This window comes from Pseudomonas sp. B14-6 (genome assembly GCF_013260315.1).
In the GTDB taxonomy this organism is placed as follows: Bacteria; Pseudomonadota; Gammaproteobacteria; order Pseudomonadales; family Pseudomonadaceae; genus Aquipseudomonas; species Aquipseudomonas mandelii.
Window position 1 is genome coordinate 529,848 of record NZ_CP053929.1, and the last position, 16,088, is coordinate 545,935.

Annotated in this window: 15 protein-coding genes and 2 pseudogenes; 11 read left to right on the forward strand and 6 right to left on the reverse strand. The window is 58.9% G+C overall.

The window, feature by feature from the left end:
* Positions 1-62: 62 nt before the first annotated feature.
* Positions 63-503, reverse strand: a complete 441-nt coding sequence (locus tag HP062_RS02430) for a hotdog fold domain-containing protein (RefSeq protein ID WP_010459379.1) — start codon at positions 501-503, stop codon at positions 63-65.
* A 162-nt stretch (positions 504-665) separates the two neighbouring features.
* Here HP062_RS02430 and HP062_RS02435 point away from each other — a divergent pair, with 162 nt between their 5' ends.
* The 4 genes from HP062_RS02435 (at position 666) to HP062_RS02450 (ending at position 4,483) form a co-directional block, all read left to right on the forward strand.
* Positions 666-1,301: a TetR/AcrR family transcriptional regulator gene (locus HP062_RS02435; RefSeq protein WP_172790749.1), complete on the forward strand. Its 636-nt coding sequence runs from the start codon at positions 666-668 to the stop codon at positions 1,299-1,301.
* Positions 1,302-1,325: 24 nt separating this feature from the next.
* Positions 1,326-2,036: a GNAT family N-acetyltransferase gene (locus HP062_RS02440; RefSeq protein WP_172790750.1), complete on the forward strand. Its 711-nt coding sequence runs from the start codon at positions 1,326-1,328 to the stop codon at positions 2,034-2,036.
* Between the two features lie 317 nt (positions 2,037-2,353).
* Positions 2,354-4,006 (forward strand): malate dehydrogenase (quinone), encoded by a 1,653-nt coding sequence (gene mqo / locus HP062_RS02445; protein ID WP_172790751.1) that lies wholly within the window; start codon positions 2,354-2,356, stop codon positions 4,004-4,006.
* A gap of 180 nt (positions 4,007-4,186) precedes the next feature.
* The gene (locus HP062_RS02450) at positions 4,187-4,483 is read left to right on the forward strand and encodes a hypothetical protein (RefSeq protein ID WP_177346275.1); all 297 of its coding nucleotides are present in this window, start codon (positions 4,187-4,189) and stop codon (positions 4,481-4,483) included.
* An 80-nt stretch (positions 4,484-4,563) separates the two neighbouring features.
* Here HP062_RS02450 and HP062_RS02455 read toward each other — a convergent pair whose 3' ends face one another.
* Positions 4,564-5,544 (reverse strand): AraC family transcriptional regulator, encoded by a 981-nt coding sequence (locus HP062_RS02455; protein ID WP_256666077.1) that lies wholly within the window; start codon positions 5,542-5,544, stop codon positions 4,564-4,566.
* A gap of 26 nt (positions 5,545-5,570) precedes the next feature.
* Between HP062_RS02455 and HP062_RS02460 the strand changes: the two genes are divergently transcribed.
* Positions 5,571-6,539: an oxidoreductase gene (locus HP062_RS02460; protein WP_145309403.1), complete on the forward strand. Its 969-nt coding sequence runs from the start codon at positions 5,571-5,573 to the stop codon at positions 6,537-6,539.
* 71 nt (positions 6,540-6,610) lie between these two features.
* Here HP062_RS02460 and HP062_RS30815 read toward each other — a convergent pair.
* Both HP062_RS30815 and HP062_RS02465 read right to left on the reverse strand, forming a co-directional pair.
* Positions 6,611-6,718: pseudogene (locus tag HP062_RS30815) on the reverse strand (integrase); the annotation flags it as partial.
* A 67-nt stretch (positions 6,719-6,785) separates the two neighbouring features.
* Complete coding sequence (locus HP062_RS02465; RefSeq protein WP_145309368.1) at positions 6,786-7,343, reverse strand: ATP-dependent Clp protease proteolytic subunit; 558 nt, start codon at positions 7,341-7,343, stop codon at positions 6,786-6,788.
* A gap of 264 nt (positions 7,344-7,607) precedes the next feature.
* Between HP062_RS02465 and HP062_RS30925 the strand changes: the two are divergent.
* Positions 7,608-7,769 (forward strand): annotated as a pseudogene (locus tag HP062_RS30925) (general stress protein); the annotation flags it as partial.
* A 600-nt stretch (positions 7,770-8,369) separates the two neighbouring features.
* Here HP062_RS30925 and HP062_RS02475 read toward each other — a convergent pair.
* Complete coding sequence (locus tag HP062_RS02475) at positions 8,370-8,951, reverse strand: hypothetical protein (protein WP_172792533.1); 582 nt, start codon at positions 8,949-8,951, stop codon at positions 8,370-8,372.
* Positions 8,952-9,047: 96 nt separating this feature from the next.
* Positions 9,048-9,983 carry a LysR substrate-binding domain-containing protein gene (locus tag HP062_RS02480; RefSeq protein ID WP_172790752.1) on the reverse strand — a complete coding sequence of 312 codons (936 nt, stop codon included), beginning with the start codon at positions 9,981-9,983 and terminating at the stop codon, positions 9,048-9,050.
* A gap of 211 nt (positions 9,984-10,194) precedes the next feature.
* Here HP062_RS02480 and HP062_RS02485 point away from each other — a divergent pair, with 211 nt between their 5' ends.
* The 5 genes from HP062_RS02485 to HP062_RS02505 all read left to right on the forward strand — a co-directional run bounded on the left by HP062_RS02485 (position 10,195) and on the right by HP062_RS02505 (position 15,934).
* Positions 10,195-11,163 (forward strand): LysR family transcriptional regulator, encoded by a 969-nt coding sequence (locus HP062_RS02485; RefSeq protein WP_172790753.1) that lies wholly within the window; start codon positions 10,195-10,197, stop codon positions 11,161-11,163.
* Positions 11,164-11,231: 68 nt separating this feature from the next.
* Positions 11,232-12,869: a GMC family oxidoreductase gene (locus HP062_RS02490; RefSeq protein WP_172790754.1), complete on the forward strand. Its 1,638-nt coding sequence runs from the start codon at positions 11,232-11,234 to the stop codon at positions 12,867-12,869.
* Between the two features lie 19 nt (positions 12,870-12,888).
* Positions 12,889-14,346 carry an aldehyde dehydrogenase family protein gene (locus HP062_RS02495; protein WP_172790755.1) on the forward strand — a complete coding sequence of 486 codons (1,458 nt, stop codon included), beginning with the start codon at positions 12,889-12,891 and terminating at the stop codon, positions 14,344-14,346.
* Positions 14,347-14,459: 113 nt separating this feature from the next.
* Positions 14,460-15,389, forward strand: a complete 930-nt coding sequence (locus tag HP062_RS02500; protein WP_172790756.1) for a catalase family peroxidase — start codon at positions 14,460-14,462, stop codon at positions 15,387-15,389.
* On the forward strand, positions 15,386-15,934 hold the full coding sequence (locus HP062_RS02505) for a hypothetical protein (RefSeq protein WP_172790757.1): 549 nt from the start codon (positions 15,386-15,388) through the stop codon (positions 15,932-15,934). Before HP062_RS02500 ends, HP062_RS02505 begins: the two co-directional genes overlap by 4 nt.
* The last annotated feature ends 154 nt before the right edge of the window (positions 15,935-16,088 follow it).

Here is a 16,088-nt window from a genome sequence, read left to right on the forward strand (position 1 = left end):
GATTGGCGGGTTGCGCAATTGTTGTAGCAGCCGGACGCTGGCTGCTACAGGCAGGCGGGCGTTTAAGCGAGCTTCACATTCATGGTGATGCGCGCCGTGAACACCTTCTTGCCTTCGGCATCATGAATATCCACCGGCACGATCTTGTCGCCCTCCGTCCGCCAATCCACCGCCTCGCCATCGGCCACCGCCGTCACATCGCTCTTGGCCTTGGCCAGATACTCGACCGTCATCCCTTTCGGAATCCAGCGCGCACCGGCGGGAATGGACACGTCGGTCATCGTCCCTGCCGCCAGTTCGGCGGCGTTGCACATCGCAATCGCATGCACCGAGCCCAAGTGGTTGGTGATCTCCTTGCTGAACGGCACCTGCACCGTGGCATGACCGGGGCGCAACGCCGAGATCAGCGGCTTGATGGTGCTGAAGTAGGGCGCCACCTGGCAGGCCATTTTGCTGAACGCTTCCGGGCCGGCGCTGTTGAACATGCTGAGAAACTGACTCATTTTGAAGCCTCGCTGAGGGATGGTTTTACAGAATTATGTTCCGTAACAGAATAATGTTCTGTAACGGAACAGTATTCTGTTGCGATTAAATCTGTCAACCTAGCGCAGCTTTCTCACCGGCAGCCGCCTGCCTTGTCATGAATTTTCTGGCCTGTATCCCGCATGGAAACCGCAGATCTACTCGAGCGCAGCTACCCCGGCAGAAGAGCCGAACTCAAGCGCGACATCTTCAGAAAAGCCTTGGCCCTGTTCAACGAACAAGGGCTCGAAGCCACGACCATCGAAATGATCCGCGCCGAATGCGATACCAGCGTCGGCGCGATTTACCATCATTTCGGCAACAAGGAAGGCTTGGTGGCCGCGCTGTTTTTTACGGCGCTGGACGATCAGGCACTGCTTCGCGACAGCTACCTCGCCGAGGCACAGACGACCGAAGAGGGCGTGCACGCGCTGGTCCACAGCTACGTCGATTGGGTCGACAGCCAACCCGAGTGGGCACGTTTCCAGTACCACGCGCGATTTGCCGTCACCAAAGGGCCGTTCAAGGAAGAACTGGCCACCCGCAACAAAATCCGTAACCTGACACTCGGCCAATGGCTGGCAGAGCCCGGCCGACGCGATGAATTGCGCGCGTTTCCGGCCGAATTGCTGCCGTCGCTGATCATCGGTCAGGCGGACAGTTACTGCCGGGCCTGGTTGTCGGGGAGGGTGGTCGCCAGTCCGAAGGCCTACCGGGAATTGCTGGCAGAAGCGGCGTGGCGATCAATCTGTGACAATAGCCCCGCCGAAACCCAGTAAAGCGATCCCGGAGTCAGAATTTCAATGCCCGAACTCACCCACTTCGACGCCCCGTGCCCGGAGCACATCAACAGCCAGATCCTGCAGATGGTCGTCGACAACCTGACCGACATCAGCATGGTCGGCATCGTGCCGAGCAACCCGCTGTACAACGTGTATCAGTACGCGGTCGGTTACGAAGTGCATCTGTACCTGGAAGCCCTCGGCGGGTCCAAGGGCATTGCGGTCGAGTTGATCGTCGCCACCGACGATGAAGACCCTGAAAAGGTCATCGGCTTTCTGCTGTACCTGCCGGTCAAGGACGATCCCGAAGCCTGCGGCGTGGCCTACATGGCCGTTGACTCGGGTCATCGCCGCCGAGGCGTCGCGCGGACCATGTTGCAAGACATGATCAGCCGTTATCCGCACGCCGAACTGACCTGCACCGTGGCCAAGGTGCCGTGGTTCGAGTCGATGGGTTTTCAGGTGCTGGGCGTGCGCGGCACGCAGGTGCTGATGAACACCCGCGACCACAGCAGCGAAGGCTTGATGGGACTGTTGGATGTCACATTTATCTACAGTTCTCTAGAGGTTCGGCAGATACATAACTACTTGCTGCAAAAACACGGAAAGCGCGCGATGGTCGATGCCGAAAAGCAACGCGACCGGCATCTGGACCAAATGACCCACAACGCCAAGGTGTTTGTGCTGAATCGTTTGGGCCGGGACGCGGCGAACGAGCCCCGTCTGGACTAGACTCATAAGTCCTTTTGGGAGCGCGTGGTCGTCCTGCCATGATATTCTGCGCGCCAACTTGGTTTGACCTATTCAGTTGGCCCGTCCTTGAGACGTGCCGACAGGATCGATGTCGCTCAAGTAGCTGAAGCCAATAATGATAAAAAGTCAGTTCAGTAGGGACATATAAATTGAGGTCGATGCAGACAGTCGGCCTTGTGTGCCCACCCTTCGATTCTTGTGTACGAGCACCCACGACGTCCTGCCTGAATGTCGTGAACCAAGGGGCCGTGAGCGGGAATGGAAGGGCGGATGGCGTTTTATCATAGGTGCTACAGATGTTTAAGAAAATGAACACGGCCCTGCTGGGGCTGGCTTTGTCGATGGGGATCACGTCCGTTCACGCGGCAGAGGCAAAGAAAGTCGATGTACTGCTGATCGGCGGCGGCATCATGAGCGCGACCCTGGGTGTCTGGCTCAACGAGCTGGAACCTGGCACTTCGATGGAAATGATCGAGCGCCTCGACGGCGTCGCCCTGGAGAGCTCCAACGGCTGGAACAACGCCGGTACCGGTCACTCCGCCCTGGCCGAGTTGAACTACACCCCGGAAGACGACAAGGGCAACGTACAGATCCCGAAAGCCGTTGAAATCAACGAAGCGTTCCAGATCTCCCGTCAGTTCTGGGCCTGGCAGGTTCAGCAAGGCGTGCTGAAAAACCCGCGTTCGTTCATCAACTCCACGCCGCACATGAGCTTTGTGTGGGGCGATGACAACATCAAGTTCCTGAAGAAGCGCTACGAAGCCCTGCAAGCGAGCCCGCTGTTCGCCGGCATGCAGTACTCCGAAGACCCGGCTGTGATCAAGAAGTGGGTTCCGCTGATGATGGAAGGGCGCGACCCGAACCAGAAAATCGCGGCCACCTGGAGCCCGATCGGCACCGACGTCAACTTTGGCGAAATCACCCGCCAGTTCGTCGCGCACCTGCAAACCACACCGAAGTTCGACTTGAAACTGTCTAGCGAAGTGCAAGACATCACCAAGAACGACGACGGCACCTGGCGCGTCAGCTACAAAAACCTGAAAGACGGCACCAAGTCCGAAACCGACGCCAAGTTCGTGTTCATCGGCGCGGGCGGCGGTGCACTGCACCTGCTGCAGAAGTCCGGTATTCCTGAAGCCAAGGAATACGCAGGCTTCCCGGTAGGCGGCTCGTTCCTCGTCACCGAAAACCCGACCCTGGCCGAACAACACCTGGCCAAGGCCTACGGCAAAGCCTCCGTTGGCGCACCGCCAATGTCGGTTCCGCACCTGGACACCCGTGTCCTGGACGGCAAGCGCGTCATTCTGTTTGGCCCATTCGCGACCTTCAGCACCAAGTTCCTGAAGGAAGGCTCGTACCTGGACCTGCTGACCACCACCACCACGCACAACGTGTGGCCAATGACCAAAGTCGGCATCAAGGAATACCCGCTGGTCGAGTACCTCGCCGGCCAACTGATGCTGTCTGACGAAGACCGCCTCAACGCCCTGAAAGAATACTTCCCGAACGCCAAAGCTGAAGACTGGCGCCTGTGGCAAGCCGGCCAACGCGTGCAAATCATCAAGCGTGATGAAGCGGCGGGTGGCGTGCTGAAGCTGGGCACCGAGATCGTTGCATCGCAAGACAGCACCATTGCCGGCCTGCTGGGCGCATCGCCGGGCGCCTCGACGGCTGCACCGATCATGCTGACCGTGCTGCAGAAAGTGTTCAAGGACAAGGTGGCTTCGCCTGCCTGGCAGGAAAAGCTGCATCAGATCGTGCCGAGCTATGGCACTCAGCTGAACGGCAGCCCTGAGAAGGTTGCGCAGGAGTGGGCTTACACCGCCAAGGTGCTGCAACTGACTCCGCCGCCAGCGATTGGTCAGGTAGCGGCTCCGGCTGCTGCTCCGGCTGATGCTGATAAGGCGAAAGCGCCGAAGGCTAATGCTGCCAGTGATATGGCTTTGTAAGTAGAAGCGTAATCAGAGAAAGCCCACTGATCGGAGACGGTCAGTGGGCTTTTTTGTGGGGAGTGGTTTTCGAGGGGGTAGATTCATCGGGGCTCACGTCTCGGTGCTTCATCCAAAGCCTGTCTCAACGCATCAAAAATTTTGAACCGCCTTTGGGTGCGCTCGCCTAATGATTAGCTTGTGGACGAATCGCACAGGCAATGTGCCAATACCGGCATTTTCCGAGAGGTGGTCAACGTGGCTAAAGACGAGAAGAAAAGCAAAGGTGATGCTTCGAACGCCAGCAAGGATTTGAAAGACAAAAAGTCATCGAAGGCAAAGAAATCAGCTGCGGCTTCGGCTCTTTCGAAATCTTCCGAAAAGAAAGACAAGAAAAAAGATGCCGAACCGAAGAAATCTGCAAAAAAAGCTGATAGCAAGCCAGACAAGGCTAAGAAATCAGACAAGGCAGAAAAGCCGGCGAAAAAGAATAAGTGACCTCTGCGATCTGCTAGGGCGTTACGCCCTAGCTTCCTCAGGCCGTATTGCGAGCAAACCTGGCCCACCTCAGTACCCGGTTATCGCAGTGCTTCGCGTCGATATTGTCCGGGCGATTTTCCGTGAACACGGCGGAACGCGACTCCAAAGGCAGCGTCCGACAGATAACCCAGCGAAGCGGCAACGGTAGCGACGTTGTCCGTGCCATCGCGCAACCTCGACGCTGCCACTTGCATGCGCCAGCGCGTGACATATTCGCCGGGCGACTGCCCCACGCGCGTCTTGAATAATGCAGTAAAGCCAGAGCGGGACATGCAAGCCATATCCGCCATTTCAGCCAGCCTCAAAGATTTTTCGGGTGCGCCATGAATGGCACGCAACACCTTGGCGATGACCGGATCTCGAAGTCCTCCCAGCCAATTCAAATCAGTAGCGTCGGCGGCGGTGATGCGATGGCGAAGCACGTGAATGAAGATCAGCCGCAGTAGATCGTTGCACATTGCATGCGCGCCAGCTTGATTCGATTGCCACTCACGATCCAGTTCATCCAGCAGCCAGCCAAACGACGATGCGCCTCCGGACCCGGCGCGGATGATGAGTGCAGGCGGCAATGCATCGAGCAACTCCATCGCCGCAGGACCGACAAGTGAAACGCTGCCGCCCAGCAACTCGACATCGTCACCCACGCCGAACATTGCCGACGCCCCCGCATGGGAAAACACATCGGAGGCATTTATCGCCTCCACATCCGGCCCGCTGGCCAGAACGAACGGCGTACGAGAAACGACAAAACAGTCGCCGGCCCTTAGATGACAAGGCGCCATGCCGTCCATGCGCAACCAGCACTCGCCTCGGCGCACGACATTGAATTTCAATTCGATGGGCCGGAACTGTAATGCCCAAGTGCCGCCTGCCTGCAATCGCACGGAGCAGGCGGCACGCAGTCCTGACAGCGCCAGGACTTCGGACAAGGGATCAGAAACTGAATTTTGGATGATCACGATAGAAAACCGGGTTTCTTGAGCTGTTTCGTCCAGCGAGCTTAGTGAAGAATCGAGCACTTCGATACCTGCGAGGGAGATTTCTCATGCCGACGCTTCAAAACCCTATTCACTCCGACTTCAATGCCGCCAGTACCGCCGCCGAGGTCATGGCAGGTGTTGACCTGACCGGCAAAATTGCGATCGTCACCGGCGGTTATTCGGGAATCGGACTGGTCACCACGAAAAGCCTGGCTGCCGCCGGCGCACACGTTATCGTTCCCGCCCGAGATCCGGTCCGGGCCCTGGCCGCCCTGGCAGAGGTCAAGCGGGTCGAAGTACTGGAGATGGACTTGATGCAACCCGCATCGGTTGAAGCCTTCAGCCGACGCATGCTCAACAGTGGCCGTCCGATCTCGCTGCTGATCAACTGCGCCGGGGTCATGGCCTCGCCACTGACGCGAGACGGCGATGGGCATGAAAGTCAGTTCGCTACGAACCATCTCGGTCATTACCGCCTGACTTGCGGGCTGTGGCCGGCACTGATTGCCGCGGGTGCGGCGCGCGTGGTTTCGGTCTCGTCACGAGGGCATCAGATCGCCGGGGTGGATTTTGACGACATCGATTTTTTGCGCCGGCCATACGACAAGTGGGTGGCGTACGGTCAGTCGAAAACCGCCAACGCACTGTTTGCGTTGGCGCTCGACAAACTCGGACGTCATCGCGGCGTGCGGGCATTCTCGCTGCACCCGGGGCAAGTCCTGACCAGCCTCGGACGCCATCTGAGCAGCGCCGAAATAGCCGCATTCGACGTGCTGGATGAGCACGGTCGTCAGCGCCTGAACCCGGAGATCGGACTCAAGACACTGGAGCAAGGTGCTGCAACCGGCCTGTGGTGTGCGACCAGCGCCACGCTTGCAACCTTGGGCGGTGTTTACTGCGAAGATTGCAATATCGCCTCTATCAACGAATCGGAGACGGGACGCAAGGGCGTGGCCAGATGGGCAGTCGATCTTGAGTATGCCGAGCGTCTTTGGGCCGCATCGGAGCAATGGACAGAGATGACAGTTTCATAATGCGGCTCAAGAGCCGCTAACCGCTTTGGGTCGCAGAGCGACGGTCTAGAATCGACCGTCGCAGTGGGTACTTAGACTTCCGTCTGTTCCGCCATTTCCAAGGCATCATCGACCTCGATTCCCTGGTATCTGACGATGCTTTCAGGTTGCGGATGACCAAGCAGGAGTTGAACGACTCTCCCTGGCAGAGTTGTCGGTGAGTCGGGTGCTGGATCAGCTCGATCCGCAAGAGAGGATCCAGATCAATCATCCACCACTAACCTTCCAATGTTTCACGTCATCCGCAAACACCATCTGCTTCATCTCATGAGCAATACCATAAGCCAGCGATTCATGGGCGGCGATGACCTTTTCCTCCGCAGACAAGCAATGAAAAATATCGAGTTTGGTCGCTGCGTCAGCGGTTTCGAGCATGAAGATTTGCACGTAGCGCGCAAGGTCATTGTCGAGGCTGGACAGGTATTCCCTCAGCCGTTGATGGTCGACGGATTTTTGGCTGAAGTACCAGTTCATCGGGTGAATCAGAAAGCGTGCGTGAGGCGATGTGATGCGCCGGCCTGCCGCCAGAAACATGATGATGCCCATCGACTCGATATTGCCGGCGTTGATTGCGCAAAGCGGTACGGGCAAGGACTTCAGGAACGTGTAGAGCGTGAAGCCAAAATTGGTGCTGCCCCCGCAAGTGGATAGGTTCAGGAGAAGGGAGGTGGCACCCTGATCGATGGCTTCAAGGCAGCAATCCCTGAAGCGCTCGGTCGTTGCCTGGTCGATCTGGCAATGAAAATGCACGATGTGTTCAGTCATTGATTGACCTCCTGGGTGCGATGCGGGGGAGGGCTTCCAAGCGCTATTGAGTCTAGTAAACATCGATTATTCAGGGCGAAAAACCGCCGTAAGGTGACACCGATGAATGGGACAGCCGTCAGTCGACTGGTCGCCGTTTCCAATGGAACCAAACGCCCGAATCCGCTCGTCGCGAGCACCGTATTTCCGTTCAAACTTTCCGTTTTGTGGATCCTCCGAATTGTACGGGCCCATGCTCGTGCCAACGATGTAGAGGTGAACAAAATGGCCAATACAGGAAATAACAATCCAGGCAATTTTTCCAATGATCCTGACAAGGCTTCAGAAGCCGGAAAGAAAGGCGGAGAAGCGTCTGGCGGCAACTTTGCGATCGATCCACAACGCGCGTCTGAAGCGGGTCAAAAGGGAGGTCAAGCTTCTGGCGGACAGCCCTCGCGCGATAAAGACAGCATGTCCGGAGGTGGGCAGGGTACAAATCGCGGAGGGGAATTTGCCGACGATAAGGAAAACATGTCCAAACCAGGCCAAAAAGGCGGCCAGGCTTCCGGCGGACAGCAGTCCAACAAGGCTGATCAATCGTCCAGCGGCGGGCAAGGAAGCGGACGCGGTGGCAATTTCGCCGATGACCGCGATAAGTCGTCTGGAACGGGGCGCAATGATGATGGGATGAGCGGAGGTGGAGGACGTAAGTCCTGATGTCGTCTGACCCTATCAAGCCCCGAACTTTTCGGGGCTTGATATCGATGGCAATGCTCGTCTTATCTTGCTTAAGTCATGCTGATGGGGCTAGATCGCCTTCACCCTTGTCTCCTCGCCAGGATCAATTTATGCCACTGAGATTTCACAAGATGCACGCCAATGGCGATGACTTCGTTGTTGTGGACTCGCGAAACTCGACCAATCTAGCGCCTTTTTCGGGAGCACTCACAGGTAGCTGGTAATGAGCATGGGGTAGGGCAGTTGAAGGATTGAATGGAACATCTTCACTATATTGCGCGGTTTCTTTCGCCGCCTTAGACATCACTGTTACGTAAGGTCAAATCGCTCCAACGCATAATCCTTACCTGCCAAGGTCAGTTCAAAAATGGTGGCGCCAAACGTACCGCGGGTCACTTTTTGCGTCACCAGACGTTTAGCCTGGAGTTGCTTTAGGCCGGCTTCAACTTCTACCGTGCTGAGGGAGACAAGTTTGCAAACCGAGTTCAAGTTTGCAACTTTTCTGAAGTTCGCATGATAGGCCAAAACTTCCATCAGTAGCGTTTGGTTATCGGTCAACTTTGGAAACTGAGGGTTGTTCTTTTTGTAAACCTTTCGCTCTATCTCGTGTAACTCGCCGTCAGTTCCATCAGGGATGCGGACGTAGTAAATCGCTACAGACAGAGTGCTGATGAAAATCGCGATAATCACCAGCAACGTCCAATTCGGCATTGGCGTTTCCAGCAAAAGCCACTCGCCCAAACGTAGCAGCCAGCTCGTGGTGTCGGCCAACAATGTCAGGTCGAAATAAGTTTCGAGCGACGTTATGGCCACCCAAGCGACAACGAAAATGCCAGCCAGGAAGGCCATAGCCTTGGGCGTGAACGAGGAATGCTTGCCTTGTGCTGCCATGCTACTCGTCTCGACCGCAGAAACTGATGCTATCAGCATAGCAGTGGAAAAGCGGGCGTCTGGCACCTCACCTGCAAGGTCCAGCATTAGGCTTTATCAAACCAACGGACTCCCGCGCATCCCCCGCGCCGGATCATCCAGCAACCTGAATTGCTCCACCATGAAATCAATCAACATCCGCATCGACGGCAGCATCCCTTGCCGGCTCGCAAACACCGCATAAATCATCTCGGTCCGCGGTGCCCAATCAGGCAACACCACCACCAGCTGCCCGCGCTCGATAAAGTCATGCACCAGCGACATCGGCATCTGCGCAATGCCGACGCTGTCTATCGCCGCGCAGCGCAGCATCGGCAGCCCCTTAGTAATCAGTTGAGGACGGTGCTGGATCGTGAATTCCAAGCCATCTTGATGGAACAGCGTCCAGCTGTAATCGCGTTGCGGGCTGCCGTGATGGACGCTGGGGAAGCGTGACAGGTCTTCCGGCTCCTTGGGTTCACCGAGGCGGTTCAACAGCGCGGGACTGGCCACCAGGCATTGCGGCCGCTGGGACATGACGCGGTTGACCAGGTCCGAATCCTGAAGGGGAGGCGGGCGAACTCTCAGTGCCAGGTCAACGCCTTCGGCGACCACGTCGACCTGACGGTCGCTGGCTTCCAGATGCACTTCGACACGCGGGTGCATGGCCATGAACCGGGTGATGATGCCGCCGACGCATTCTTCCAGTAAAACCGTCGGGCAGGTGACGCGCAGCAAGCCGCCTGGTTCTGAGTGGGTCATGGCAACCGCCGCTTCAGCGGCTTCAGCCCCTTTGAGCATGGCGCGGCAATGGGCGTAATACGTCTGCCCTAATTCCGTCACCGTGAAATGGCGGGTGTTGCGGATGATCAGGCGCACGCCCAGGCGTTCTTCGAGCAGTGCAATGCGCCGGCTGAGGTTGGATTTTGGAATGCCCAGCGCCCGTGCGGTCGGCGCGAAGCCGCCGTGGTCCACCACCATCACAAAGTACTGAAGGTCATTGAGATCGAGCACCGGGCGACATCCATTCGGCCAAAAGAGGCCAACTATACAAGAACGATCGTCCAATGAATGGGAAAGACAAACCCGTTTTTCGGGACTGGTTCACAAGACAGCGAAGCACCTAGATTGCCGCCGTTCGGTGGATTCATTAAAGGAGCTTCAGATGTTACACAGGATGATTCTCGCGATGTCTCCACGCTTTTTTTTACTGGATGACTAAAACTTGAACAAGCTGTCCGAGATGCAATCTTTTGTCATGGTGGTGGACACCGGTAGTATTTCCGAAGCCGCTCGGCGTTTGGGTATCGCAAAATCCATGGTCAGCCTGCGGATCCAGCAACTGGAAAAGCGCCTGGGCAGTATTCTGCTGGAGCGTGGGCGCCAAGCCCGGCTGACGGAGGCGGGCGATGTGTTTTACCGTTATTGCGTGCGCATTCTGGCGGATGTCGAAGATGCCGAAGACGCGGTGCAGGCGTTTCAATCGAGCTTGCGCGGAGTGCTGCGGCTTGCTGCGCCGATGGCCTTCAGCATTCGTTACCTGACGCCGATTCTGTCGTCCTTCGCGGTGCGTTACCCGGAGTTGCAGCTGGATATCGAGTTCGATGACCGCCACGTCAATCTGCACGAAGAACGCTATGACGCGGCCATCCGCATCGGCGAGTTGCCGGACTCCTCCCTGGTCGCCAAGACCATCACGCCCAACCGCCACATCATTTGCGCGAGCCCCGGATATCTTGCCGAACACGGCACACCGCAAACCCCGCAAGAGCTGTCCCAGCACTTCGCCATGCTCTATGTGAATCGCGAACCCCACGGCATGTGGACGCTGCCGGTGAACAACACCCTGGAATCGTTCCGTGTGCGCTGCCGGATGCGCACCAACAACGGCCATCAACTCATGGAAGGCGCCAAGGCCGGCATGGGCCTGGCGATTCTGCCGACCTTCCTGGCGGCGCCGGCGATTGTGGCCGGTGAGCTCAAGGAAGTGCTGGCGCCTTATGCCCCACGTGGCGGCAATATTTCGGCGGTCTACCGGCAATCCCAGCGAGCGTCGCCCAAGCTTCATGCGCTGACCAGCTTCCTCATCGAACAGATCGGCAACCCGCCGGTGTGGGAGCAAATGCTTGCGGCTCACACGCGTTCAATCGTTCTGGAAAAACGAAACCGGGAATCGTCTTTTGCCGGCTTATGAGCCTGCGCACCGTCCAATATGCTTTTTCCCAACAGACGCATTCTGACGTCTGACAGGGAAGAAAACGGATGAAGAGTACCCTTGACAATCCTGCTCGCCGGGCGGTCCTGGCCGGCGGAGTTGTGGCCGCTGCGACGTTGGCGGCGGGCAGTGGTTTGGCGCAGGCGTTTGAGTCCAGCGGTATGGCTGGCAAGCGTGGCGCTGATCGTGCGTCGGTTGATGTGATCATTGTCGGCGGTGGTTCGGCGGGGGCGGTGCTGGCCCGTCGGTTGAGCGAGAACACCACGCGTGAGGTGTTATTGCTCGAAGCCGGCCATGGCTACGGCCCGCACAATTACCCCGAGATCGTGGCCAGCAGCGACATCGTTGGCGCTAACGCCAACCCTGAATTCGAGTGGGGTTATAAGACCCGACCGGGCTACATCGACCACCCCATCGGCGCCTTGCGCGGCAAAGTGTTGGGTGGGAGTTCGGCGATCAACGGCGCGGTGGCCATCCGTGCCCGTGCCACCGATTTCAAGCGCTGGGATCTACCAGGCTGGAGCTACGAAGAGCTGCTGCCGTCGTTCAAAAAACTGGAAACCCACAGCGGTGGTGCGAGCGCGTTGCACGGCCACGAAGGGCCGCTGCCGGTGCATCAACTCGGCAAGGCCGACGTCACGCCCATGCAGCGCGCGTTCATCTACGCGACCTTCGCCAATGGCTATCGCGTAATCGAAGACTTTGACGGCGCTGACGCCCACGGCGTCGGCCCGTACCCGATGAACATTGTCAACGGCGTGCGGGTCAACACCGGCATGGCGTACCTCACCGACGAGGTGCGCGCCCGCGACAACCTGCACATCCAGACTGACAGCCTGGTGGACAAAGTGCTGTTCGACGGCAAGCGTGCGATCGGCGTGCAACTGGCCAACGGTGAAAAATTGTTGGCCGCTGAAGTGATCCTTTCCGCCGGCAGCTACGGCAGCGCCGCGATCCTCTTGCGTTCCGGCGTTGGGCCTGGCGAAGACCTGCGTGCCTTGCAGGTTCCGCCAGTCGCCGAGCTGCCGGTCGGGCAAAACCTGGTGGATCACCCGTTCTATTACAACGCCTACGCCGCCAAGCCAGACGCCATCGGCAGCCAGTCGCCCGCCATCGGCGCCAAACTCTGGACCCACAGCCGTTCCGCCGAGACTGGCGAGCTGGACCTGCACATCACCGCCACCCACTTGTTTCCTCATGATCAAAGCCCGACCGGCGTCGGCTTCGTGCTCGCCGTCGCCCTGACGCGGCCACTGTCTCGGGGCAAGGTGACGCTGGCCAGTCGTGATCCGTTCGTGGCACCGACCATCGACCTGAATTTTCTCGCCGAGCCCAAGGACCGCCAGCGCCTGCTGGATGGCATCCGCCTGGCCCGCAAAATCGGCGGCACGGGGCCGCTGAATGCGTTGATTCATTCCGAGCTCAACCCCGGTCAAGGCAACGACTCGGACGAGGCGCTGCTGGCCAGCGTCAAAGCCAGTCTCGACACCTATCACCACCCGACCTCGACGGCGCCGATGGGCAAGCCGGGGGATGCGCGGGCGGTGGTCGACCTGCAAGCGCGGGTCATTGGTGTGCAGGGGCTGCGCGTCGTGGACGCGTCGATCTTCCCCGACGTGCCCTCGGTCGCCACCAACATCACCGTGATTGCCGCCGCCGAGCACATTGCCCGTCTCTACGCTTAATTTTCAGGAACCTGCCTCTATGAACAGCACCCCGGTATTGAACTGGATCGACGGCCAATGGCTGGACTCCGGTGTTTACAAAGACTCCATCGACCCGGCGACTTACGAGCTGATCGGCCGATACGCCGAAGGCGGCTTGAACGAAGCGCAAGCCGGCATCGAGGCCGCGCAACGGGCATTTGCCGAATCGCCCTGGAAAGATGACCGACACTTGCGCGCTCAGGTCTTGCTTGAGCTGGCGGATGCCTTCGAGCGCAACGCCGATGAGCTGATCGACACTCTGGCACTGGAGAACGGCAAGATTCGGCCCGAAGCCGAGTTTGAAGTCGGCATGGTGCCCTCCAAGTTGCGCTATTACGCGGCCCTGGCGCGTGCCGAATACGGGCGTGCGGCGGAGCCAAAACCCGGCAGGATTTCCCTGGTGATTCGTCAGGCGGTGGGCGTGGCGGGCATCATCGTGCCGTGGAACTCGCCGGTGGTCTTGATGATCCGCTCGCTGGCTCCGGCGCTGGCGGCCGGTTGCACCACGGTCATCAAGATGCCCGGGCAAACCGCCCAGACCAACTGCCTGGTGGCCCGGATCATGAGCGAGGCGCTGTCGCTGCCGCGTGGCGTGATCAATCTGTTCAGCGAGCAGGGCGCGGCGGGCTCGATCCATCTGGTGGAATCACCGCGTGTTCCGGTGATCAGCTTCACCGGCAGCACCAGTACCGGCCGGGCGATTTCCGCCGCGGGTGCCCAGCACCTCAAGCGTTTTGGCCTGGAGCTTGGTGGAAAAACGCCGATGCTGGTGTTCAACGACGCCGACCTGGACGCGGCCGTGCCGACCCTGGTGAAAGCCCTGACGGTATTCGCCGGCCAGTTCTGCATGACCGGTTCGCGGCTGTTGGTGCAACGGGATATCGCCACGGTGTTGACTGAGCGTTTGGCCGCAAAACTGGACGCAGTGCGCGTCGGGCCCGCCGCCGATTCGGCCAGCGAGATGGGGCCGTTGATCGATAAACCCAACGTGCAACGGGTCAATCAAATCGTCAAAGAGGCGATTACCGCCGGTGCCCAGGTCATCGTGCGCGGTGGCCCGGTGACCGAGGGGCCGTTGGCCAAGGGTGCGTTCTATCGCCCGACGCTGCTGCGGGTCAGCGACCCCGAAATGGCCATCGTCCAGCGCGAGACCTTCGGCCCGGTGCTGACATTGCAAGTGTTTGACAGCGAAGCCGAAGGCATCGAACTGGCCAACAACAGCGAGTTCGGCCTGGCCGCCAGTGTCTGGACCCGCGATGTCGACCGCGCGCTGCGGGTGGCTCGCGAACTGGAGGCGGGCACGGTATGGGTCAATGACTGGGCCGTGGTCTACGACGAGTTTGAGGAGGGCGGTTTCAAACAGTCGGGGCAGGGGCGGCTGAACGGCGTGGCGGCCATGGATGATTTTGTCGAGTACAAACACATCGCTCTCAATCCCGGCCTGCGCAAGGGCTGAATCTAATGCGGCCCACCCGATTTATGATCGGCGCGCTGCTGGCGGGGACGCTGATTGCGTCCTCCGCTTTTGCCGCCCACGAAAATGATGTGTCACCCATGAGAAGTGCCCCCATGTCCAAGGACAGACTTTACGACGCCTTACTTGACGCGCTGGTCGCAACGTTCGGCCACCATCCGGGCTTTCGCGCGACCCATGCCAAGGGTGTGTTGCTCAGCGGAACCTTTATGGCATCGCCGCCCGCGCCGGTATTGAGTCGGGCGGCGCATTTGCAGGGTCAACCGGTGCCGGTGTTGCTGCGGTTCTCCAACTTCAGCGGCGTACCCGCCACCGAGGACGGCGACCCGATGGCCAGTCCTCATGGCCTGGCCATTCGTTTTGCCCTGCCGGACGGTGAGTCCACGGATATCGTGACCCACTCGTTCGACGGCTTCCCGGTGGCCACCCCCGAAGACTTTCTGAGTTTTCTGCAAGGCATCGCCGCCAATGTCGCCACGCCGCCGGACCCGCTGCCGCTGCAAACCTTTCTGGCCAGTCATCCCCGAGCCGAACATTTCCTTCAAACGCCCAAGCCCGCGCCGAGCAGTTACGCCGGTATCGAGTACTTCGGCATCAACGCCCTGGTGTTCACCAACCGTCAGGGTGAAGCGCATGTCGGTCGCTACCGGATTGAACCGTTGCGAGCGGAGCCAGTATTGAGTGAGCAGCAAGCCGACGCGATGCCTGCCGATTATTTGCAGGATGAAATCAGCGCACGGTTGGGCAGGGGCGCTGTGAAGTTGCGTCTGGTGGTGCAGTTGGCGGCGCCCGGGGATGCCATCGAGGACGGTTCGATCCCTTGGTCGCGCAGCCACGATGAAGTTGAGCTGGGGATTCTGACCCTCGATGCGTTTGTCCCGGCCGGGGAGCAGCAATCCGCCCAACAGCGCCTCGACTTCAACCCCGGGCGCTTGATCGACGGCATTGCACCCAGTGACGACCCGATGATTCTGGCGCGCGAACGCATCTACCAGCGGGCGCTGCTCCGGCGGCAGCAACCATGAGCATCGACGCTGAGATTGGCGTCAGCGTGATTGTGCATGAGGTCAATCCGCAGCATCAGGCGTTGTATGAGCAGTGGATGAACAAGGCCATCGACGCGCATCGGCAGTTTCCGGGTTACCTGGCAACGGACGTGGTCAAGCCTGTTGGCTCGCACCTGCGTTACGCGATCATTTTGCGCTTTGTCAGCAAGGGGCACGTTGTGGCGTGGCTGGAATCTCAGGTGCGGCATGCGTTGTTGCGCGAGTCATTACCCTGGTTGCGGCAGGACTATCACCGTACTGACGATGATTCGAAATTCTGGTTTGAACCGGTGCAGGGGCGGGTGACTGTTGCGCGATGGAAGCAATGGGTGCTGTCTTGGATGATCGTTTTGCCGTTGACGGTGTTCTTGCCTTGGGGGTTGGCGGTGCTGCTTGAACTGGCTGATCTGCGATGGCCGGTCTGGGTATTCAAGGTCACGGTAGCCGGGTTGGTATCGTTCAACATGGTGTATTGGCTGATGCCGTTTACGACGCGGTTGATGTCGCGGTGGTTGTTGAAGTGATGATCGAATGAGGATTGCCCGCAGTCTGTTTAAACAGAAAAAATCACTCACGTTTAAATGAAGCTTGCTGTTACCGCATCGAGGCTACAACGCCTTGCGCCACCCCCTACACGTAAGACAGAATCCGCCGGCTTGTGCGTCTGGGGCGCGGGTT